Origin of the sequence: Ilumatobacter sp., from assembly GCF_965215205.1 — a bacterium.
In the GTDB taxonomy this organism is placed as follows: domain Bacteria; phylum Actinomycetota; class Acidimicrobiia; order Acidimicrobiales; family Ilumatobacteraceae; genus Ilumatobacter_A.
In genome coordinates, this window is the sequence record NZ_OZ244049.1 from 2,972,319 (window position 1) to 2,993,450 (window position 21,132).

The following is a 21,132-nucleotide window of genomic DNA, read 5'->3' on the forward strand; positions in this document are numbered from 1 at the left end:
GACGAACGGGAAGTATCGTCGCCGCGATGGTGCTGGGGCTGGCGACGGGTGGGCTCTGGCGGGTGCTGTGGTTCGCCCTCGTGTCCTCCGCGGTGGTCGGCGCGATCGCCGTCGCGCTGCGCGCGCTCGACGTGTCGTGGGCGAACGTGCGACGCACCCTGGTCGCGCTCTACGGCGTGGGGTACGTGTGGTGGTTCCTCGAGTTCGGGATCATCATCGACCGGATCTCGGTCCTCCTGTCGTTCGCGCTCTTCCTGGGTGTCGCGAGCGTGGGGCGGCCGCCACGCGAGTGGGCGCGCAGCGCCGGCGACCTCGCGCTGTTCGTCGCGATGTGGATCGCCTACGACGAGAGCCGCGGCGTCGCGGACGGTCTGGGGATTCCGGTGCAGGTCGAGTCGGTGCGCGACATCGACCGCTTCCTGCTGCTCGGCCACGACGGGGTGGTCGAGCTGCAACGCCGCTTCCTGGCTCCCGCCGGCACGGTGCGGTGGTACGACGTGGTCGGCTCGTGCGTGTACTACTCCCACTTCGTCGTCCCGCCCCTGGTCCTCGGCCTGCTGTGGTGGCGGAACCGCGACGAGTGGGTGCGGTACATGCGTCGGTTCGCGACGGTGATCTTCATCGCCTGCCTCACGTTCGTCCTCCTCCCCACCGCGCCGCCGTGGATGGCAGCGGGAGGCGACAACAGCTCGGGGTACCGCTTCGACGCGCTGCCGACGCTGCGTCGCCCGACCGGCAGCGGGTGGCGCCACATCGGGCTCGACGGCTTCGTCGAGGCGTGGGACACCGGGCGCGACTGGGCGAACGAGGTCGCCGCCGTGCCCTCGCTGCACTCGGCGTACGCCCTGTTCGTCGTCGTCTTCTTCTGGCCGTTCATCGGTCGTCGCTGGCTCCGCTGGTCGCTGCTCGCCTACCCGGCGACGATGGCGGTGGCGCTGATGTACTTCGCGGAGCACTACCTGATCGACGCGCTCGCCGGGTGGGGCGCCGTGGGCGCCAGCTTCGCGCTGTGGCGGTGGATCGAGCGGCGCGGCACCGAGAGCGCGGGCGACGCCGGCCACCGCGACGTGCCCGAGCACGTCGCGGTCGGGGCGTCGAGCGGCGTCGGAGCGGACCGCGGCTCCACCGAGCGGGACCTCGACGTCCACGAGGCGGCGTCCTCGACCTCGACGGATCGCGCGAACGCCCGACCGTGACCGTCCCCGCCGTCGAGCGTCCGCACCCGACCGGCTCCGACGCGACCGCGGCCGCCGACGACGGCGCGGGCAGCGTGGCGCGGGCGCGGCCGACCCCGCTGCTCGTGGCGGGGATCGCGGTGGCGGCCGTGCGGCTCGCCGTGTCGCGGGGGCGCGACGAGTACGCGCTGTGGCCCGACGAGCCCGCCCAGCTCGCGATGGCGCGCGCCCTCGGCGGCGGGGTGCGCTGGACGATGCACGACCACAGCACGTGGCGACCGGCCTACGCCCTGCTCCTCTCACCGATCCATCGGGTGACCGATGACCCGGTCACGGTCCTCCACGTCGCCCTCGCCCTCAACGCCGTGCTCGGCGCCGTGGCGACGGTCCTGCTCGCCGTGATCGCTCGTCGCCTGACCCCCCTCGACGACATCGGTTCGGCCGTCGCCGCCACCGTCGCGTCCCTGACCGCCGGATCGCTCTTCGTCACCGAGTTCGTGTGGTCGGAGTCGCTCGTGGTCGTCGCGTTCCTCCTCACGGTCCTCACGCTGCTGCGAGTCGGCGACGTCGCGACCGGGTGGCGGGCGGCGGCGTGCGGTGCCGCGGCCGTGGCGTCGTTCGCCGCCCACAGCCGGATGCTCCCGGTGGCGGGCGTCGTCGTCGCCACCCTCGTGGTGCTGGCGCTGCGACGTCACGAGGCCCGAGCGGGGCTCGCCGCCGGCGCGGTCGCGACCCTCGTCGGGATCGTGGTGGTGCAGGCCGCGACGGGCGCCGTCGTCGAGCGGGTGTGGGACGACCCGACCAGCACGAACACGGCCGGAGCGGTCCTCGGGAGATCGACCGACGTCGGGGCGGTCCTCGTGTCGGCCGCGGGCCAGACCTGGTACCTCCTCGTCTCGTCGGCCGGGATCGTCGGCCTCGGTGCGTGGACCCTGCTGCGCTCGGTGCCGTCGGGGGCGTCCCGCTCGGACGGCGACCGATGCGCCACGAGGCGACCGCACGGCCCTCGACGTGCGCGCGACGCGCGCCTCGTGCTGCTCGCCACCGCGGCGCCGGTCGTGGTGTCGATGGTGTTCATGGCCGGCAGGACGCGTCCGGACCAGGTGGTGTACGGGCGCTACGTCGACGCCGTGATCGGACCCGTCCTGGTGGTCGGCCTGGCGTCCCTCGTCGCCGCTCGGCCGGCCGCCGCCGCGGCGGCGCGCGCCGCGACCGTCGCGGCGACGACCGCGGGGCTCGCCGTCGTCCTCGCCGCCACCCGATCGGGACCGCTCGGCGTGGACGACGGTCTCGAGCCGATGATCCTCGGGCTCCAGCCGATGCTCGGCCCGGAACCGCGCATCGACGTCGCTCGGGTCACGATCACCGCCGGCCTGGTGGGCGCCGTCGTGCTCGCCACGGCGTGGAGCGCGACGCGCCGAGGCGATCGCGCGGTGGTCGGTCGGGTGCTGCTCGGTGCCGTCGCGGCGGCGGCCCTCCTCGTCGGCGGGATGCGCACCGGGGCGATCCTCGACCGGGAGTGGCCCGACCGCGGTGACCTGAGCTCGGTCGCGGCGCTCGGCGACGGCGTGCTGAGCGACGGAGCCGACGTCGACTACCTCCTCCCCGCGGGGAGCGACTCGACCGACGCCCTCATGCTGTACCAGATGTACCTCCCCCGCTCGGAGTTCACCCTGGTGACGGATCCCGCGACGATCGCGTCGTCGAGCCTGGTGTTCGCTCCCGCCGACGATGCCGCCCTCGCCCGGTCGGGAGCGACGATCGTGTGGCGGGGCGAGGTGCGACGACCGGTCCTCTGGCGGCGTCGAGGCGCCGCTCGGTCAGTCGTCCTCGATCCTCCACAGGATCCAGGTCGGATCCGACCACACCTCGACGAAGCCGGCCTCCATCGCCTCGGAGACCTCCGGCTGCGACCCCCACGGCCGACGGCGCTGGGCGAAGTAGTCGGCGCGCACGGCGATCTCGTCGATCAGGCTCGTCTGGAGCGACCGGCGGTCGGTCAGCAGCAGCATCGTGCGCGCCTTGTGGTGCGCGACGATCGCGTCGGGTGCGGTGAGCGAGCTGACCGCCTCGTAGATCGGCGCGACCCGGGGGTCGGCCGGCCCGACCAGGACGCGCCCGGCCGCCTCGGAGCTGCGGACGTCGTCGACCTCGTCGACCAGCGTGGGGACGTGGGCCGCCGCCAGCAGGGCGAGCGGGGCGACCCCCAGCGCGACGCGCACCGCGGGCGGGCGTGACGCGGCCACGGCGGCGACGATCGCGACGACGCCGGCCGCCGCGAAGTACAGCACGATCGGTGTCACCTGGAACCAGTACCGGTCGACGCGCCGGAAGTGGGTCGAGACGACCATCGAGCTGAAGACCGCGAGCGCCAGGAGCGGCACGTCCGCCCGCGGGCGCCGGCGGATCCCCGCCACCGCACCGACCACCGCGAGGGCGAGCAGCCCCAGGCCGACCGGGGCGCGCTGGCCGAGGCCGAGCTGATCGCTCAGGATCATCGGGAACTCCGACATCCGGTCGTCGAGGTTGGTGACGCTGTTGTCGTTGTCGGGGAGCAGCGCGGTCGGCACGAGGAGCTGGAACACGACCACCCCGACGACGAACGACAGGTGCGGGACGATCCACCGGCGCCACCGACGTCGCTCCCTGGCGAGGCCGTCGCCCAGCCTCCGGCGCCACCCGGGCCGGTCGACGCCGGTCGTCGCGAGCTCGACGAGCTGCGCCGCCGCGATCACCCCGACGAGCGCCATCCCCTCGCGGCGGACGTTGAACACCGCGGTCGCCAGCAGCCCGAGCGCGATCAGCTCGGCGGTGGGGGCGTCGAGGATCCCCCGGCCCGCCCGGATGCGGTCGAGCCACCAGAGGAAGGTCCCCAGGGCGGCGAGGTGGGGGATCTCGCTGAGCAGGTGGTTGGTGTGGATCAGGTAGCTCGGCGCCGTGGCCAGCACCGCGACCGCACCGAGGGCGGCCGCCCGTCCGATGCGCCGCCGGACCACTCCGTGCAGGAGGGCCAGCCACGTGCAGTACAGGGCGACCTCGAGCAGCTTCAGCCGGTCGTAGTCGAGGCCCCACAGGCGCACGAACGGCGCGAGCAGCAACGGCCAGCCCCACGGGTAGCCGATCGGGCTGAACAGCGGGCCGGAGTTGACGACGGCGAAGCGGTTGTCCGCGATCACGGTGTCGATGTCGCCGTCGAGCACGCTGCGCGCCTGGCGCAGGTAGAGCGCGAAGTCGTCTCCGGTCGAGTGACCGGTGCGGTGCACCGCCACCGCGAGGGCGGCGCTCGTGAGCAGCACCGCCGGGAGCAGGAGGCGGGAGGCGACGACGTCCGAGCGCGCCGACCGGTCGGACATGCGGCGAAGCCTACGCCCCGTCCCCACCTGCGGGGTCTCGCCCCTGGCGCGCCCTCGGCGCGAGCCACGAGCGCCCGATCCCGCGCCGCCCCGCGGCGGTGTCGGCTCAGAGGAGCCCGGAGTACGCGCCCCCGTCGACGTGGAGCTGGACCCCGGTCACGAACCGCGCCTGCTCGGAGCACAGGAACGCGACCACGGAGCCGAAGTCGCCGGCGTCGCCCATCCGCAGCGACGACCTCTCCTCGTGCGAGTAGAGGTCGTCGAGGCGCGGGGTGTCGTGCAGACCCGGCTGGACCGTGTTGACCGTGACGCCGTCCTCGGCGGTCTCGAGCGCGAGGGTCTTGAGGAACGCGGTGACCCCGGCGCGCGCCGTGTTCGACAGGATGAGGTTCGGGATCGGCTGGCGGACCGAGAGCGAGGTGATCGCGACGACGCGACCCCACCCGCGCTCGCGCATCGAGGGCACGGCCTCCCGGCACATCGCGACGACCGACATCAGGTTCAGGTCGATCGCCGGGCCGTAGGCGTCGACCGGCGTCGAGGAGAACCCGCCGGGCGGCGGCCCCCCGGCGTTCGGGACGAGGACGTCGATCGGACCGCCGAGCGCCTCGGTCGCGGCCGCCACGAACGATGTCGCCCCGTCGGGTGTGGACACGTCGCACACGAGCGGCACCAGCTCGTGCTCGCACGAGGCCACGGCCCGCTCGAGCCGTTCGGCGTCGCGACCGCAGATCGCGACTCGTGCGCCCTCGGCGGCGAGGGTGGACGCAGCGCCCAGGCCGAGACCGGACGACCCGGCGGCGACAGCGGCTCGACGTCCGACGATGCCCAGATCCATGGTGGTCAGCGTAGGTCCGCGACGCCTGCGGCGACGTGGCGGGACCCGAGCGCGACAGCACCCCATCGGTCGCCCGATGGGGTGCAGCACCCGACGCTCCCGTTCGGGGCGTCGGTCTCGTCGGTTCCGCCGTGATCTCGACTCGGGCTCCCGTGGGATCCCGTCGGGGTCGAGGTTCGGAGAGGTCTCCGTGATCACGCATGGCGCACGGACGGCGGCCGGAGCCGGCGCACGTGCGCGATGTCAGACCCGCTTGGCGAAGTAGATGATCGCCAGGATGACGAGGATGAGGATGAGGATCCCTCCGATGCCGTAGCCCATGAGCAGCCTTTCTGTGGTGGCGCCCCCCGAGTGGGGGCGACCCTGCGACCGTTCCCACGCTGCGCGCGTCCAAACCACGGCGCGGCGCTCACGGCGTGGCGACGTGGCGGATCGCAGCGGATCTCCGATGCGTCAGTAGGGTCGGCCGACGTGGCCCCGGGAACCGACGTGAACGACCTCTACGCCGCCTACGACCGGCTCTCGTTCGCGCGACCGGACGGAGTCGACGGCGGGGTGCTGCTGATCACCCTCGACGACCCGGAGCGGATGAACGCGACCGATGCGGCGATGCACCTCCAGCTGTCCCGTGTGTTCCGGACGATCGAGGACGACGACTCCGTGCGCGCGGTCGTCGTCACCGGCGCCGGTCGTGCGTTCTCCGCCGGCGGCGACCTCGCCTGGATCGCCGAGCAGGTCGGGGACCACGCGCAGACGATGCGGGTGATGAAGGAGGCGGGCGACATCGTGCGGACGATGATCGACTGCGACACCCCGATCGTGTCCGCGATCAACGGGGTGGCGGTCGGCGCCGGGCTCGCCGTCGCGCTGATGGCCGACGTGAGCGTGATCGGCGAGGACGTCCGGATCACCGACGGCCACATCCGCCTCGGGGTCGCCGGCGGCGATCACGCCGTCGCGATCTGGCCGCTGCTGTGCGGCATGGCCAAGGCGAAGTACTACCTGCTCACCGCGGACTCCCTCGACGGCGCCGAGGCCGAGCGGATCGGGCTCGTCTCGAAGGCGGTGCCGAGCGACGAGGTGCTGCCCACGGCGATGGAGGTCGCGCGCAAGCTCGCGGCCGGCCCCGTCGACGCCACCCGGCTCACCAAGCGCGCCCTGAACCACTGGCTCCGCCAGGCGCTGCCGAACTTCGAGGCGTCGCTCGCCTACGAGATGCTCAACTTCCTCGGCCCCGACGCCGCCGAGGGGCTGGCGGCGCTGCGGGAGAAGCGGGCACCGGACTTCTCCCCCGACGCGCCGTCCTGACGTGTCGGGCGCGCACCGACCACCCGGGGGCGCCGGGGGCTCCGATCCCGGTGGTCTCGACGATCCCGGTGACCTCGGCGACGACCTGGAGGTGGCGCTGAGGGTCGCCGACATCGCGGACGCGATCACCCTGGCGCGCTTCGACGACCGGGACTTCTCGCTCGACTGGAAGGCGAACGCGACCGAGGTCACCGAGGTCGATCGGGCGAGCGAGCGCGCGATCGTGGAGGCCCTCGTCGCACGGCGGCCGCGCCACGCGGTCTTCGGAGAGGAGCACGGCGACGCGGGCGAGGCGGGCTCGCGTTGGCGCTGGCTCGTCGACCCGATCGACGGGACGTCGGGGTACGTGCGCGGCATCCCCGTGTGGGCGACACTGATCGGGCTCACCCGTGACGACGTGGCCGTGCTCGGGGTGATCTCGGCCCCCGCGCTCGGCACCCGGTGGTGGGGAGGGGTCGGCCTCGGTGCCCACGTCCGACGGCGTGGCACGACCCGGTCGATCGCCGTCTCCGAGGTGGCCGACGTGGCCGAGGCGCAGGTGAGCGTCACCCACTCCCCCGGCTGGGACGCGCTCGGGCGCACGGAGCGCCTCGTCGAGCTCCAGCAGCGGGCTCGCCGGTCGCGCGGGTTCGGCGACTTCTGGCAGCACGCCCTGGTGGCGGAGGGGGCGCTCGACGTCGCGGTCGACGCGGTCGGCGTCGCGCCGTACGACCTCGCCGCCGTGCAGCCGGTCGTCGAGGCGGCCGGGGGCCGGTTCAGCGACCGACGCGGCGAGGCGACCCACCTCCACGACACCGCCGTCAGCTCGAACGGCCTGCTCCACGACGAGGTGATCGACCTGCTGTCGTGACACCTGCGATCTCCGGCGGTCCGGGCCGGGCGGCCGACGACCGACGGGCCACGATCAGGGGACGAAGACGGTCTTGAACATCCCGTCGTCCTTGGCCTGGAAGCTGCGGTACGCGTCGGGCGCCTGCGACAGGGGGACGTGGTGGGTCGCGAAGTCGTCGACGCCGAGGGGGTCGTCGTCGCTCAGCAGGGGGAGGATGTCGTCGGCCCAGCGCTTCACGTTCGCCTGACCCATCCGCAACTGGATCTGCTTGTCGAACATCGTCATCATCGGCATCGGATCGGCTGCTCCGCCGTAGACGCCGATCACCGACACCGTCCCGCCGCGTCGGACCCCGTCGATCGCGGCGTGGAGGGCGGCGAGGCGGTCCACCCCCATCGTGGTCATCAGCTTCTGGCCGAGGGAATCGGGGAGGTACGACATCGCCTTGTGGGCGATGGTGGCCACCGGCGACCCGTGGGCCTCCATGCCGACGGCGTCGATCACCGCGTCGGCGCCGCGCCCCGCGGTCATCTCGCGCAGGGCGGCGCCGACGTCGGCGTGGTCGCGGACGTCGAGCGTCTCGACGCCGTGCGACGCAGCGCGCCGCAGTCGGTCGTCGACGAGATCGACGCCGATCACCCGCTCGACGCCCTGGTGCTGCGCCACCCGCGTGGCCATCTCGCCGATCGGACCGAGGCCGAGCACCGCGAGGGTCCCTCCCGGCGGCACGTCGGCGTACACCACCGACTGCCAGGCGGTGGGCAGCACGTCGGACAGGAACAGGAACCGGTCGTCGGGGGGTCCTTGGGGAACCTTGATCGGCCCGTAGTGGGCCTGGGGGACCCGCACGTACTCGGCCTGGCCGCCGGCGACGCTGCCGTACAGCTCGGAGTAGCCGAACAGGTCGGCACCCGTGCCGTGCTCGGTGTTCTGCGTCGTCTCGCACTGGGTCTGCAGATCGAGGTCGCACATGAAGCACGACCCGCACGCGATCTGGAACGGGACCACCACGCGATCGCCCACGGCGAGCCCGGTGACGCCCGGCCCGACCTCCTCGACGATCCCCATCGGCTCGTGCCCGAGCACGTCACCTTCGTTCATGAACGCCATCAGCACCTCGATCAGGTGCAGGTCCGACCCGCACAGGCCGCTCGACGTGACGCGGATGATCGCATCCGTCGGCTCCTCGATCCGGGGGTCCTCGACCGTGTCGACGCGCACGTCCCGCTTCCCGTGCCAGGTGACCGCTCTCATCGTTCGTTCGTCTCCATGCCTGCGCTGTACCCGGGGACGCCCGTCGTGATTCGGATCGCCCGCGACGGGCGTCCCCGCGCTCGCCGTCAGGTGCCGCAGAACGTGCGGTAGCCGGCGGTGAAGCCGTCGGGGGCCGGTCGGGCGAACCGCTCGAGGCCGGGTCGCTCGGAGAACGGGCGAGCGAGCACCTCGTTCAGCTGACGGAACGGCGCGAGATCGCCCGCGACCCCGGCGGTGAGCGCCTCCTCCACGAGGTGGTTGCGGGGCACGTAGACGGGGTTGACCTGGTCCATCGCCGCCGCCACGGCGACGTCGTCGCGTGCGTCCTGCTCGCGCGCCTCGTCCCACCGCCGAACCCAGCGCTCGAACGGGAGGGGGTCGTCGAGCAGCGCGAGCGTGGGGTCGGCGTCGCCGCGCACGTGGGTCGACAGCGAGCGGAAGAACGAGGTGTGGTCCACCCGCTGGTCGGCGAGCAGCGCGACCAGGTCGTCGAGCAGAGCCGCGTCGTCGGGGATCCCCGCGAGCCCGAGCTTGGCCGACATCCGCCCGACCCAGTGCTCGCGGTACCGATCACCGAAGCGGTCGAGGCGCTCGGTCAGCGTCGCGACCGCGCGCTCCTGGTCGTCGTCGATCACGCCGAGCATCGCCTCGGCGAGGCGAGCCAGGTTCCAGCGCACGATCGCCGGCTGGTTGCCGTAGGCGTAGCGACCGCCGTGGTCGATCGAGCTGAAGACCGTCGCCGGGTCGTGGGCGTCCATGAACGCGCACGGGCCGTAGTCGATCGTCTCGCCGGAGATGGTGGTGTTGTCGGTGTTCATCACGCCGTGGACGAAGCCGACCGCCATCCACCGTGCGACGAGCGACGCCTGCGCCTCGGCCACGGCGTCGAACAGCGCGAGCGGCGGGTTGCGCTCGTCCGCCGCGGCGGGGTGGTGCCGTGCGATGGCGTGGTCGACGAGGGCCGCCAGCAGCGTCGGCTCGCCGAGGGTCGCCGCGTACTGGAACGTGCCGACGCGCAGGTGGCTCGACGCCACCCGGGCCAGGACCGCCCCCTCCAGCTCGGTCTCGCGCACCACGCGATCACCCGTCGCCACCACGGCCAGGGCGCGGGTGGTGGGGATGCCGAGGGCGTGCATCGCCTCGCACATCACGTACTCGCGCAGCATCGGCCCGACCGGGGCGAGGCCGTCGCCGCCGCGGGCGAACGGGGTGCGACCCGTCCCCTTCAGGTGGAGATCGACGCGCCGGCCCTCGGCGGCGACGATCTCGCCGACGAGCAGGGCGCGCCCGTCGCCGAGGCGGGGTGAGAAACCGCCGAACTGGTGGCCCGCGTAGGCCTGGGCGACCGGATCGGCTCCGTCGGGCGTCGCGTTCCCGACGAGGACGTCGACACCCTCCGGCGAGCGCAACGCCGCCGGATCGGCGCCGAGGTCGCGCGCCAGGCCCTCGTTGAGCTCGAGCAGCCGCGGCTCGGAGGCCCCCACGGCGCGCCAGCGCTTGAAGAGGCCCTCCAGCTCGCGGGTGAACGAGTTGTCGAAGCGGGGCAGCGCGGTGGCGACGTCGACCATGCTCACGACGGTACCCGCACGGGAGCGGACCCCCGGCGGGGACGGATCGCCCGGGGTATCTTGCTCGCCATGTCCAGCGACCCGGCTCCGTCACCGGCCACGAGCGCGATCACGGCGGGCCGGGCGGCGTCGGGCCGCGCGCTGGCCCCGGCGCTGTGGGCGTCGAGCACCTGGGAGTCGGAGTCGCTCGACGACGCTCACCGGCGCGCGACCTCGGTCCGCCACGGGGACTTCTACAGCCGGTACTGCAACCCGACGGTGCGGTCGTTCGAGGAGGCGATCGCCGCGCTCGAGGGCGCTGAGGAGTCGCTGGCGTTCGCCTCCGGGATGGGTGCGATCGCCACGACGGTGCTGGCGCTCTGCTCGGCGGGGAGCCACGTCGTCGCCCAGCGCCAGCTCTACGCCGGCACCCTCGCCTTCCTCCACGGTCCGTGCGCCCGGCTCGGGATCGAGACGACGCTCGTCGACGTCGCCACCCCCGGCGCGTTCGCCGAGGCCGTCCGGCCCGGTCGCACGATGCTCGTGATCGCCGAGAGCCCGTCCAACCCCCTGCTCGAGCTGGCCGACCTCGACGAGCTGGGTTCGATCCGCGGTCCGTTCACGGTGGTCGACGCGACCTTCGCCACCCCGCTCGGGCAGCGCCCCCTCGACCACGGCGTCGACCTCTCGCTGCACTCGGCGACGAAGGGGATCGCCGGGCACAACGACGCGACGCTCGGGGTCGTCTCGGGCGACGCCGACCTGCTCGCCGACCTGTGGGCCTACGGGGTGCTGCACGGCGCGACCCCGTCGCCGTTCGACGCGCTCAACGCCCTGCGCGGCGTGCGGACCCTCGGGGTGCGCACCCGCCAGCAGAACGACTCGGCGCGATCGATCGCCGTCGCGCTGGGCGATCACCCGTCGGTCGGCACGGTGCACTACCCGGGTCTGAGCGACCACCCGCAGCACGAGCTGGCGAGTCGGCAGCTCCTGCAGTACGGGACGGTGCTCGCGCTCGACCTCGGCGACCGTGACGCGGTGGTCGATCTCCTCGACCGGGTCGAGCTGTGCCGTGTCGCGACGTCCCTCGGCGGGCCCGAGACGCTGCTGTGCCACCCGGCATCGTCGACCCACGCCTCGCTCGACGAGAGCGACCGGGCGGCGATGGGGATCACCCCCGGGCTGGTGCGGATGTCGGTCGGCCTCGAGGAGACGACCGACCTCCTCGCCGACCTCGAGCGCGCCCTCCCACCCCGCTGAACCGTCCGGACCGGCGCCGTCCCCTCCGGTGCGCGGCACCGGACGACGCCGGGTGCCTCAGCGGTGGTCGAGGGCGTCGTCGTCGCAGTGGTGCTCGCACTCGACCTGCAGCGTGACGTGCTCGATCCCGAAGCGCTCTCCGACGAGCGCCCCGAGCTCGTCGACGATCTGCTGCGAGCGGTGGACCGTCGTCGCGCCGTGGACCACGACGTGGGCCGACGCGCTGTGGCGACCCGCCCCGAGGGATCGGACGTGGACGTGGTGGGCGACGTCGACGTCGGCGTGCTCGCCGAGGGCGACGGCGAGGTCGCTCGCCTCCACCCCGCCCGGCGAACGATCGAGCAGCACCCCCACCGCCGAGCTCACGAGTCGCCACGTCGACCAGAGCACCGCGACCGAGACCACGATCGACGCCACCGGATCGATCCACGAGGCGTCCGTCGAGACGAGCGCGATCCCGGCGACGACCACCACGACCGATCCGGCCAGGTCGGTGAGCAGGTGCAGGCGCGCGGCGCGCAGCGAGATCGCCTCCTCGCCGTGACCGTGCCCGACGAGCAGCACCCCCGCCGCGTTGACCGCGATCGCGATCACGCCGATCACGACGACGCCCGCACCGTCGACCGCCTCGGGCGCGACGAGGCGGCGGACCGATTCCACGAGGATCCACACGACCGAACCGACGAGCAGCAGCGCGGACACCAGACCGCCGAGGGCGTCGGCCTTGCCGAGCCCGTACGACCAGTCCGAGGTCGCCGGGCGGCGCGCGACGCGCACGGCGACGAACGCGGTGATCAGGCCGAGCGCGTCGACGGCCTGGTGGGCGGCGTCGGCGAGCACCACGACCGAGCCGATCGCGAGCCCGACGACGATCTGCACGACGGCGAACAGCGAGTTCGCGGCCGCCGCCAGTCCCAGCCGGGCACCGCCGTGGGCGTGCGAGTGCCCGTGCGGGTGCCCGGGACCGTGCTCGTGCGTCGACTCGGATCGAGCGACTGCGTTCTCATCCATTGAGAACGACGGTAGCGGGCCCGGTAGCTTCGGCACCATGGCAGCACCCGATCGAACCGACCGACCCGAGCCCGCGACGGACCACGACGGGGGCGGCGGCGCGCTGACCGTCGTCGACGTCCCGGACGCCTCGCGCTACGAGCTGCGCCTCGACGGCGAGCGCGTCGGGCTCGCCGACTACTCGATCGACGGCTCCGTCGTCACGGTCCCCCACGTCGAGACGGACCCCGCCCACCGGGGCCGGGGCTACGCCGCGACGCTGATGGCCGGCCTGCTCGACGACCTGCGCGACCGAGGTCGCACGATCGTGCCGCGGTGCCCGTTCGCCGCCTCCTACGTGCGCGATCATCCCGAGACCCAGGATCTGCTCGCCGGCTGATGTGCCGGAACATCACCACGCTGCGCGGCCTGGAGCCACCCGCGTCCACCGAGGAGATCGAGGCGGGAGCGCTCCAGTACGTGCGCAAGATCACCGGCGTCCGAACCACGTCGGCGGCGACCTCCGAGGCCGTCGAACGAGCCGTGGCCGAGATCGCGGCGATCTCCGCACGGGTCCTCTCCGAGCTCCCGCCCCGACGGATCCCGCCGCCGACGGAGCCCCCGCCGCGGCGCATCGCCCGCCGCGACGCCGCGTCGGCTCAGGAGTAGAACGGGTTCGAGCCGGTGGAGTGGTCGGTGAGGTCCTTCACCCGCTCGATGCCCTCGAGGGCGTCGGAGAGCATCGTCTGCACCCCGTCGAGCATCGTCATCTTGCTCATCGAGCAGCCGTGGCAGCCGCCGCCCATCGTCATGTAGGCCGTCCCCTCGCCGTCGTGGCCGACGTAGGTGACGAACCCGCCGTGCGCGGCGAGCGCGGGGTTGACCTCACCGGAGACCAGCGCCTCGATCTCGGCCGAGAGCTCGTCGTCGGCGACGAGTCCCTCGACGTTCGGGGCGGCCGGCTTGTTCGGGTTGCGGATGACGAGCCCCTGCGTCGAGGTGTGGTCGAGGGTCGCCCCGGTGAGCAGCTCGACGTCGTCGCCCGGGATGATCACCTTCATCCCGTCGTGCGTGCGGACCTCGTCGGTGAACGCCGCCTTGAGGAACTCCTCGAAGGACAGGTCGTAGCGGAAGTCCTCGCCCGCCTGGGACGCGATCGCGAGTCGCAACCCGAGCTGATCTCCGTCGACCTCGTCGTCGCGCATCTCGATCATCTGCTCGATCGCCTCGGGGGTGATCGTGATGATCGGCTCGCTGGACGCGGAGGACCCGGAGTCGGCCGCCATGGCTTCGAGAGGGCTCATGGGGCCAGGTTACCGTCGCCACGATGAACGACCTGCTGGACGTCGACGCCACGTTGGGGCGGATCGAGGACGACACCTCCCGGATCGCCGCGTCCGTGACGACCGGGGACCTGCGCGCACCGGTCGCCGCCTGCCCGGGATGGGACGTGCGCGAGCTCGCCGTCCACGTCGGGACGATCCACCGCTGGGCGACCGAGGCGGTGCGCACCGCCGGCCCGCCCGAGTCGGGCGCGATCCACCGACCGGAGCGCGATGCGCCCGCCGAGGAGCTCGGCGCGTGGCTGCGGCTCGGGTCCGGCCTGCTGTGCGACGCGCTGCGCGCGGCCTCCCCGCAGGACCCGTCGTGGCACCCGTTCCCGTACGCGCAGACCATCGCCTTCTGGCCGCGCCGCCAGATGGTCGAGACGGCGATGCACCGCTGGGACACCGAGGTCGCCACCGCCGGGGCGTCCGATCTGGAGCCGTCCGTCGCGGTCGTCGGGATCGCGGAGTACTTCGAGCTCGGTCTTCCCCGGGTGCTCGATCGCTCCGGCACGGAGGCGCCGTCGGCGTCGATGCACGTCCACTGCACCGACGACGCCCTCCCCGACGGCGCCGGCGAGTGGTTCGTGAGCTCCGAGGACGGCGTCCTCCGGGTCGAGGAGGCCCACCGGCGCGGCGACTGCGCCCTGCGGGGCTGCGCCTCCGACCTGCTGCTGGTGCTGATGGGCCGGCGCGATCGTGGCGTGCTCGACGTGGCGGGCGACCCGACCGCGGCGTCGGCGTGGCTCGACCTCCCCGGTTGGTGAGCGCCACCGCCGGCCGCCCGCGACGGCGTGTCGGATCGGTCACGTGGACGTCGCCGCGCTCGGCGACCCTGCCAGGATGCGTGGCATGCGCATCCTGGTGACCAACGACGACGGCATCGACTCGATCGGGCTGCACGTCCTGGTCCGCTCGATGTGCACCCTCGAGGGCGACCACGAGATCGTCGTCGTCGCACCCGACCGGGAGTTCTCCGGGGCGGGCGCTTCGTTGGGCGCGCTGCACCTGATCGAGCCGGTGGTGACCCGCTCGAGCATCCCCGACTGCGACGCCGAGACCTGGACCGTCGACGGCCCGCCGGGGTTGTGCGTGATGTTCGCCCGCCTGGGCGCGTTCGGCGACCCGTTCGACCTCGTCGTGTCCGGGATCAACCCGGGGGCGAACGTGGGTCGGTCGGTGTACCACTCCGGCACGATCGGCGCGGCGCTCACCGGCCGCAACGGCCACGTCTCCGGGGTCGCCGTGAGCCAGGCGGTCCACGGCTTCAGCGTCGAGGGGCAGGCGTGGGACGACCTCGTCGCCGGTCTGCGGTGGGAGACCGCCGCCGAGGTCGCCCGGGCGGTCGTCCAGTCGCTCGTCGACGACATGCCCGACGAGGTGATCGTGGTGAACCTCAACGTCCCCGATCGACCGATCGGGGAGCTCGAGGGGTGGCGCCACGCTCCGGTCGGCCAGAGCCCGCCACGGGCGATGGCCTCGGCCGAGCTGGTCGCGATCGAGGGGCGTCACGGGGTGTACGGGGTGGAGATGTCGTGGGGCGACAAGATCGACGTCGACCCGGCCACGGACGCGGGGCTCGTCGAGGACGGTTGGGTCGCGCTGACCTACCTCTCGCGACTCGAGCACGAGGAGCGCGACGACGTCGAGCGCACCCACGACGCCCTCGACCGCCTCCTCGACGGGACGTGAGCGCTCGACGCCCGACGACGCACCGCCACGCCGCGCGCAGCGCACCCCGGTGCGTGACGTCGGTCGATGATGCGCGACGGGCGACGGTGAGCGCTTAGCGTCGTCGCGGATGCGGACCGCGATCGAGGTGGCGACGGGTTTCCTCGAGTCGTTCACCGCGAACGACCCGGACGCGATCGCGTCCCACGTCGCCGACGCCTTCCGCAACGAGCACCGCAGCGAGCTCGGGTCGGACTGCATCGGTCGCGAGGAGTACCGACGACGGCTGCCCCACTTCCTCAGCGCCTTCGCCGACCGGCGCTACCAGATCGAGGACCTCGTCGAGCACCACCGCGAGTCGGGCACCGACCTCGTGGTGCTGTACCGGTTCATCGCGATCTACGACCTCACCCCGATCGAGATCCCAGGGGTGATGTGGCTCACCGTCCACGAGGGGCTCGTGACCCGACGGGTCGACACCTGGGACTCGTTGACCTTCCTCCGCCAGATCGGCGCCGAGGTCGAGCTCGATGGGCGCCCCCTCGACTGACCGCCCGAGCGAGCGCTGCGCTCGCGCCCGGCCTCCACGGTGTCGCGTCGATCCGGCTCCCGCGAACCCGGATCGGCTCGTCCGCGTCGGCCGGGCCGCCCCGCCGACCGGGTGTGGTCGGGCCGTCGAGCGGGCAGCCTGTGGTCATGGCTGACACCCGGATCCCCACCGACGACGAGCTCAAGCAGCGCCTCACCGACCTCCAGTACCAGGTCACGCAGAACGCCGGGACGGAACGGGCGTTCTCCGGCGTCTACCACGACACCAAGGAGCCCGGCGTCTACCACTGCATCGTGTGCGACGAGGAGCTGTTCTCCTCGGAGGCGAAGTACGACTCCGGCTCGGGATGGCCGTCCTTCACCGAAGCGCTCGACCCGGCGAAGGTGTCGCTGCACGAGGACCGCTCCCTCGGCATGGTGCGCACCGAGGCGACGTGCGCGAACTGCGGAGCCCACCTCGGCCACGTGTTCCCCGACGGTCCGCGCCCGACCGGCGACCGCTTCTGCATGAACTCGGCGTCGCTCGACCTCAAGCCCGGCGAGACCCCCTCCGGCACCTGACCGCCACGGCGGCCATCACGGCCGGACCGCGCCCGCGCCCGCGCTGCGCGTAGGGTCTGGCGTGTGGGTGCGCAGACGGTCGACTGGGGTGACGACGAGCGCCGGCTGAGCGCGTCGGTGAGCGTGCTCGGCGGAGCCGAGCGGGGCGGCTACCCGTCGGGCAACACGCTCCTCGTGCGCGGATCGGCCGAGACCGTGGTCATCGACCCCTCGATCGACGTCGTCGCGCGCGGCGGGGTGCCGGCACCGGTCGACGCGGTGATCAACAGCCACAGCCACGAGGACCACGTCGCCGGGAACTCCCTGTTCGGCGACGCCCGCGTCCACGTCCACCACGAGGACCTCCCCGGCGTCACCTCGCTCGACGGGCTGATGGAGGTCTACGGCCTCACCGGCGAGGCCCGGAGCGACTTCGAGCAGACCGTGGTCGAGGAGTTCCACTACGCACCTCGCCCCGATGCCACGGGCTTCTCCGACGGCCACGTCTTCGACCTCGGCGGAGCGCGCATCGAGGCGGTCCACCTCCCGGGCCACACCCGTGGCCACTCGGGGTTCCGGATCGGCGAGGTGTTCTTCCTCTCCGACATCGACCTCACCGGCTTCGGGCCGTACTACGGCGACGTGTGGAGCGACCTCGACGACTTCGAGGACAGCCTGGTGCGCGTCCGCGACGAGGACGCCGAGCACTACGTGACGTTCCACCACAAGGGCGTGATCGACGGCCGCGAGCGGTTCGTCGAGCTCCTCGACGCGTTCCACTCCGTCATCGGGCGCCGGCACGGCGAGATGCTCGACTTCCTCGCCGAGCCCCGCACGATCGACGAGATGGTCGAGCACCGCTTCATCTACCGGCCCCACGTCGAGATGGCGTTCGTCGACTCCGTCGAGCGCCGCAGCGCCGAGATGCACGTCGCACGGATGATCCGGCGCGGCGAGGCGGCCGAGGTCGACCCCGGCCGCTACCGCGCCGGCTGATCAGAACCCGAACGACGCGGAGCGCAGGCGCGCGACCGCGTCGTCGGTGCCGTCGAGCTCGACGGCCGCCTGGTCGGCGCGCCCGTAGACGAACAGCATCAGCTCACCCACGCCGCCGCGGACGTGGACGGTCGGCTCACCGCGCTTCGCCACGATCGGCGCGTGGCCGTCGTCGGGCTCGAGCACCACCCCGACCGGCGAACGGCGCGTGAGCAGCTTGGCGACGCGCGACAGAGAGGCGTGGATGTCGGCCTGGAGGCTGGTGTCCAGGGCACGCGGCGACCAGTCGTCCCCGCCACGGCGGACGTCCTCGAGGTGGACGAAGAACTCCGCGGTGTTCACCGCCCGGTCGATCCGCTCGATGCGCGTCGGAGACCAGGCCGGGGGCCCGGTGCGCACCGACTCGACCAGCTCGTCGTAGTCGTCGCGCGCGATGCGCTGCTGCACCTTGTCGGTGTAGCCGGACAAGAAGGGCGCCACGACCCCGACCGCGGCGTCGGGGCGCGTCTCGCGCAGCACCACGTGGGCGGCGAGGTCGCGGGTCGTCCACCCCTCGCACAGCGTGGGCGCGTCGGGCCCGGCGGCGAGGAGCTCGTCTGCGAAGCGTCGGCGCTCGATGGTCGCTGGTGTCGTCATGGGGCGACGGTACCCGTCGGTTCGGCCCCGACGGGCACCGTCCCCGCTCGGCCGGGCCGAGGATCGCCTGCGATCGCGGGCGTCAGCCGAGCAGGTCGGTCGCCACCCGCCCCCACAGGCGGGTGGTGAGCGCGAGCGAGTCGACGTCGATGCGCTCGTCGTGGCCGTGGAAGCGGGCGCCGAACTCGGCGGCGTCGAGCTCGGGGCTGAACAACCCGGCCCCGTACGCGACCGCGCCCATCTCCCGGTGGATCCGGGCGTCGGTGAACCCGACCACGAGCTGCGGCGACAGCCGCGCCCCGGGGAAGGGGACGGCGACCGCGCGCCCGAGCGCATCCCACAGAGCGGTGTCGGTCCGGCTCGTCGACGCGACGTCGTCCATCATCGACGTCACCTCGACGGCGTCGTGGAGGTCGCCGAGGGCGGCGCGCAGGTGCTCGGCGACCTCGTCGGGGCCCTCACCGGGCAGTGTGCGCACGTCGACCTCGACGACCACGCGGTCGGGGATGACGTTGGTCTTCATCGTGTCGCCCGCGATGAGGTCGGGCGAGAAGGTGGTGTGGGTGCAGGCGTGCAGGTGGGCCGCGGCGTCGACCGAGGGGAGCTCGTCGAGCAGCGCGTCGATCTCGTCGACGTCGAGCAGGCGGCGCGTCGTCTCGGCGTCGAGGCCGAGCGCCTCGACGCGCGCCCGCCAGAGCTCGGTCAGTCGGGGTGCGGGGCGGTACTCGGCCAGGCGCTGCACGACCCCGGCCGCGGTCACCAGCGCGTTGTCCTTGCGGAACGGCATCGAGCCGTGGCCCGGCGTCCCGCGGATGACGAGTCGGCGCCAGGCGACCCCCTTCTCGGCGACGTTGATCCCGACGACGGGTGCGTCGGGCGTGCCGGAGTGCAGCCCGCCGTTCTCGGTCAGCACGTAGTCGGCGCGGATCGCGTCGGCGGCGTTGTCGGCCATCCATCGCGCCCCGTGCGCGCTCCCCGACTCCTCGTCGGCGACGGCGAGGTAGATCAGGTCGCCGGTGGGCCGGAGACCGGAGTCGGCGAGGTCACGGAACGCCACCGCCATCGACGCGGTCAGGTTGAGCATGTCGACCGCTCCGCGACCCCACACCTCACCGTCGATGAGCTCACCTCCGAAGGGGTCGTGGCGCCACCCCTCGGCGTGGACCGGGACGACGTCGGTGTGGCCCATCAGGCACAGCGACGGGGCGCCCGGGTCGCTCCCCTCGATCCGCCCGACGATGGACGCCCGGCCCGCGACGGGCTCGAAGCGCTCGATCGCCACCCCGGGACCCGCGATCACCTGCTCGAGGACGTCGGCGTTGCGCGACTCGAACCCCGACTCGACGGTGCCGTCGTTCACGCACTCGTTGCGGATCAGGGTCTGGAGCAGCTCGACGGTGCGTGCGGTGCTGCGGTCGAGGTCGCGTTCGTCGGGCACGCGCCCGACGCTACGCCACCCCGCCGGGGGCTCCGACGCTCGCGTCGTCGGCCACGTCGGGATCGGCCAGCGAACGCGAGGAGACCTCGCGCGCGATCTCGACGAAGCGCTCGGCCGCGCCCGGCAACGTCCGATCCCTCGCCCGGATGATGTGCACCGACCGCGGCGCGATCGGCGGATCGAGCTCCAGCACGACGATCCCCGGGTCGTCGTGGTTGACGGCGAGCGACGGCATCACCGACCACCCCATCCCCGAGCGGACCATGCTCTGCACCGCTCCGTTGTCGTGGAACCGGAACCCGTACTCCGGTCGCACCCCGATGCCGGCGAGCCGGTCGTCGATCATCAGCTGGCAGGTGTCGTGGAGGGCCTGACCGACGAAGACCCGTCCGTCGAGGTCGGCGGGGGTCGCCGTCGATCCCGTCGCCTCGGCGACGGGCGCGATCACGACGAAGGGGTCGAGGCCGAGCAGCTCGGTGCGCAGCATCGGGTCGCCGTCGGTCTCGATGGTGAACGCGAGGTCCGTGTCGCCGGCGAGCACGTCACGCCGCAGCACCGTGACGTCGTCGGTCTCGACGAGCACGAGGTCCACCTCTGGAGCGTCACGGCGCATCGTCCCGACGATCGCCGGGAGGATCTCCGAGGAGAACGACTGGAAGGTGCCGATCACCAGGCGGCCGGTCACCCCGCGCCGCAGCCGGTCGAGCTCGCCGTCCATCTCCGCGACGGCTGCGAGGGAGCGGCGGGCGAAGGCGAGCACGCTCCGCCCGGCCGGTGTCAGGCGCACCGGACGGGGCCCCGGCTGGCGATCGAACACCGAGACGCCGGCGGCCCGCTCGAGCTGGGCGATCTGCTGGCTGACCGCCGACTGCGTGAAGCCGAGCGTCGCGGCGGCGCGTGCGAAGGTCCCCTCCTCGACGACGGCGACCAGCGCGGACAGGTGGCGTGCGTCCACGTCTCCGAGCGATCCCATGGACATCACGATATCTGATGACGATGATGCCTGATCATCGCTAGCTTCGATGAAGCGGCGTCCGTACCGTGAGGTCATGGACACCCTCCTCGCCACCACCATCGCCGAGTCCGTCGTGCGCGACGGCTTCGACGCCCGTCGCCACGACGTCGCCGAGCTCCTCGACGCCGCCCGCACCGCCGGGGTGAGCGACGTGCTGACCGACATCGTCGCCGACGAGCACGAGCCGCGTGCGGTGCGCGAGCGGGCGCTCGGCCACGTGGTGCTGCGCCTGGCCCGATCGTCGCGACGCGACGACGCCGCGCGGTCCACGTTCGTCGTCGCGGCCTGAGCGGCGAGCCGCTCGGCGGCCCGATCGAGCGGGAGCCGGTCGTGGAACGCTGCGACGTGGACCGCCCTCCCATCACCTCCTGGATCACCCCCTCGCTCGGGCGTCCGGCACGATCC

The 21,132-nt window shown here is 73.0% G+C and carries 22 protein-coding genes; 13 read left to right on the forward strand and 9 right to left on the reverse strand.

Annotated features, from left to right (window positions below; translation table 11 throughout):
• Positions 1–26 precede the first annotated feature (26 nt).
• Positions 27–1,196, forward strand: a complete 1,170-nt coding sequence (locus tag ACOOHC_RS13785; protein ID WP_420450983.1) for a phosphatase PAP2 family protein — start codon at positions 27–29, stop codon at positions 1,194–1,196.
• Positions 1,193–3,412 (forward strand): hypothetical protein, encoded by a 2,220-nt coding sequence (locus ACOOHC_RS13790; RefSeq protein ID WP_420450984.1) that lies wholly within the window; start codon positions 1,193–1,195, stop codon positions 3,410–3,412. Before ACOOHC_RS13785 ends, ACOOHC_RS13790 begins: the two co-directional genes overlap by 4 nt.
• 1,222 nt (positions 3,413–4,634) lie before the next feature.
• On the opposite strand, the gene ACOOHC_RS13795 is transcribed toward ACOOHC_RS13790, so the two are convergent.
• Together ACOOHC_RS13795 and ACOOHC_RS13800 are read right to left on the reverse strand one after the other, a co-directional pair.
• Complete coding sequence (locus tag ACOOHC_RS13795) at positions 4,635–5,366, reverse strand: SDR family oxidoreductase (protein ID WP_420450985.1); 732 nt, start codon at positions 5,364–5,366, stop codon at positions 4,635–4,637.
• A 243-nt stretch (positions 5,367–5,609) separates the two neighbouring features.
• Positions 5,610–5,765, reverse strand: coding sequence for a hypothetical protein (locus ACOOHC_RS13800; protein WP_420450986.1), 156 nt, complete (start codon positions 5,763–5,765; stop codon positions 5,610–5,612).
• Positions 5,766–5,837: 72 nt separating this feature from the next.
• On the opposite strand from ACOOHC_RS13800, the gene ACOOHC_RS13805 reads away from it, so the two are divergent.
• Together ACOOHC_RS13805 and ACOOHC_RS13810 are read left to right on the forward strand one after the other, a co-directional pair.
• On the forward strand, positions 5,838–6,674 hold the full coding sequence (locus tag ACOOHC_RS13805; protein WP_420450987.1) for an enoyl-CoA hydratase/isomerase family protein: 837 nt from the start codon (positions 5,838–5,840) through the stop codon (positions 6,672–6,674).
• A gap of 1 nt (position 6,675) precedes the next feature.
• Positions 6,676–7,524, forward strand: a complete 849-nt coding sequence (locus ACOOHC_RS13810) for an inositol monophosphatase family protein (RefSeq protein WP_420450988.1) — start codon at positions 6,676–6,678, stop codon at positions 7,522–7,524.
• Between the two features lie 54 nt (positions 7,525–7,578).
• On the opposite strand, the gene ACOOHC_RS13815 is transcribed toward ACOOHC_RS13810, so the two are convergent.
• Complete coding sequence (locus ACOOHC_RS13815) at positions 7,579–8,760, reverse strand: zinc-dependent alcohol dehydrogenase (protein WP_420450989.1); 1,182 nt, start codon at positions 8,758–8,760, stop codon at positions 7,579–7,581.
• Between the two features lie 86 nt (positions 8,761–8,846).
• Positions 8,847–10,328, reverse strand: a complete 1,482-nt coding sequence (locus tag ACOOHC_RS13820; RefSeq protein WP_420450990.1) for a protein adenylyltransferase SelO — start codon at positions 10,326–10,328, stop codon at positions 8,847–8,849.
• Positions 10,329–10,397: 69 nt separating this feature from the next.
• On the opposite strand from ACOOHC_RS13820, the gene ACOOHC_RS13825 reads away from it, so the two are divergent.
• A complete protein-coding gene (locus ACOOHC_RS13825; RefSeq protein WP_420450991.1) occupies positions 10,398–11,567 on the forward strand; it encodes a trans-sulfuration enzyme family protein in 1,170 nt (389 codons plus the stop codon).
• A 57-nt stretch (positions 11,568–11,624) separates the two neighbouring features.
• Here the strand turns inward: ACOOHC_RS13825 and ACOOHC_RS13830 are convergent, their stop codons facing one another.
• Positions 11,625–12,578, reverse strand: a complete 954-nt coding sequence (locus ACOOHC_RS13830; protein WP_420450992.1) for a cation diffusion facilitator family transporter — start codon at positions 12,576–12,578, stop codon at positions 11,625–11,627.
• A 37-nt stretch (positions 12,579–12,615) separates the two neighbouring features.
• Between ACOOHC_RS13830 and ACOOHC_RS13835 the strand changes: the two genes are divergently transcribed.
• Complete coding sequence (locus tag ACOOHC_RS13835; RefSeq protein ID WP_420450993.1) at positions 12,616–12,957, forward strand: GNAT family N-acetyltransferase; 342 nt, start codon at positions 12,616–12,618, stop codon at positions 12,955–12,957.
• Positions 12,957–13,226 carry a DUF2277 domain-containing protein gene (locus ACOOHC_RS13840; RefSeq protein ID WP_420450994.1) on the forward strand — a complete coding sequence of 90 codons (270 nt, stop codon included), beginning with the start codon at positions 12,957–12,959 and terminating at the stop codon, positions 13,224–13,226. The genes ACOOHC_RS13835 and ACOOHC_RS13840 overlap by 1 nt, the downstream gene beginning before the upstream one ends.
• Here ACOOHC_RS13840 and ACOOHC_RS13845 read toward each other — a convergent pair.
• Positions 13,217–13,861 (reverse strand): NifU family protein, encoded by a 645-nt coding sequence (locus tag ACOOHC_RS13845; RefSeq protein WP_420450995.1) that lies wholly within the window; start codon positions 13,859–13,861, stop codon positions 13,217–13,219. The genes ACOOHC_RS13840 and ACOOHC_RS13845 overlap by 10 nt on opposite strands.
• Before the next feature lie 23 nt (positions 13,862–13,884).
• Here ACOOHC_RS13845 and ACOOHC_RS13850 point away from each other — a divergent pair, with 23 nt between their 5' ends.
• The 5 genes from ACOOHC_RS13850 to ACOOHC_RS13870 all read left to right on the forward strand — a co-directional run bounded on the left by ACOOHC_RS13850 (position 13,885) and on the right by ACOOHC_RS13870 (position 17,638).
• Positions 13,885–14,649 carry a maleylpyruvate isomerase N-terminal domain-containing protein gene (locus tag ACOOHC_RS13850; protein WP_420450996.1) on the forward strand — a complete coding sequence of 255 codons (765 nt, stop codon included), beginning with the start codon at positions 13,885–13,887 and terminating at the stop codon, positions 14,647–14,649.
• Between the two features lie 85 nt (positions 14,650–14,734).
• Positions 14,735–15,574: a 5'/3'-nucleotidase SurE gene (surE, locus tag ACOOHC_RS13855; RefSeq protein WP_420450997.1), complete on the forward strand. Its 840-nt coding sequence runs from the start codon at positions 14,735–14,737 to the stop codon at positions 15,572–15,574.
• Positions 15,575–15,683: 109 nt separating this feature from the next.
• Entirely contained in the window at positions 15,684–16,103 is a 420-nt protein-coding gene (locus tag ACOOHC_RS13860) for a nuclear transport factor 2 family protein (RefSeq protein ID WP_420450998.1), read from the forward strand.
• Between the two features lie 146 nt (positions 16,104–16,249).
• Entirely contained in the window at positions 16,250–16,663 is a 414-nt protein-coding gene (gene msrB, locus ACOOHC_RS13865; RefSeq protein WP_420450999.1) for a peptide-methionine (R)-S-oxide reductase MsrB, read from the forward strand.
• A gap of 63 nt (positions 16,664–16,726) precedes the next feature.
• The gene (locus tag ACOOHC_RS13870) at positions 16,727–17,638 is read left to right on the forward strand and encodes an MBL fold metallo-hydrolase (protein WP_420451000.1); all 912 of its coding nucleotides are present in this window, start codon (positions 16,727–16,729) and stop codon (positions 17,636–17,638) included.
• On the opposite strand, the gene ACOOHC_RS13875 is transcribed toward ACOOHC_RS13870, so the two are convergent.
• The 3 genes from ACOOHC_RS13875 to ACOOHC_RS13885 all read right to left on the reverse strand — a co-directional run bounded on the left by ACOOHC_RS13875 (position 17,639) and on the right by ACOOHC_RS13885 (position 20,763).
• The gene (locus ACOOHC_RS13875; RefSeq protein ID WP_420451001.1) at positions 17,639–18,274 is read right to left on the reverse strand and encodes a TIGR03085 family metal-binding protein; all 636 of its coding nucleotides are present in this window, start codon (positions 18,272–18,274) and stop codon (positions 17,639–17,641) included.
• 82 nt (positions 18,275–18,356) lie between these two features.
• A complete protein-coding gene (locus ACOOHC_RS13880) occupies positions 18,357–19,712 on the reverse strand; it encodes a M20/M25/M40 family metallo-hydrolase (protein WP_420451002.1) in 1,356 nt (451 codons plus the stop codon).
• Between the two features lie 10 nt (positions 19,713–19,722).
• Positions 19,723–20,763 carry a LysR family transcriptional regulator gene (locus tag ACOOHC_RS13885; RefSeq protein ID WP_420451003.1) on the reverse strand — a complete coding sequence of 347 codons (1,041 nt, stop codon included), beginning with the start codon at positions 20,761–20,763 and terminating at the stop codon, positions 19,723–19,725.
• Between ACOOHC_RS13885 and ACOOHC_RS13890 the strand changes: the two genes are divergently transcribed.
• The gene (locus ACOOHC_RS13890) at positions 20,762–21,016 is read left to right on the forward strand and encodes a hypothetical protein (RefSeq protein ID WP_420451004.1); all 255 of its coding nucleotides are present in this window, start codon (positions 20,762–20,764) and stop codon (positions 21,014–21,016) included. The two genes, ACOOHC_RS13885 and ACOOHC_RS13890, sit on opposite strands and share 2 nt — an antisense overlap.
• The last annotated feature ends 116 nt before the right edge of the window (positions 21,017–21,132 follow it).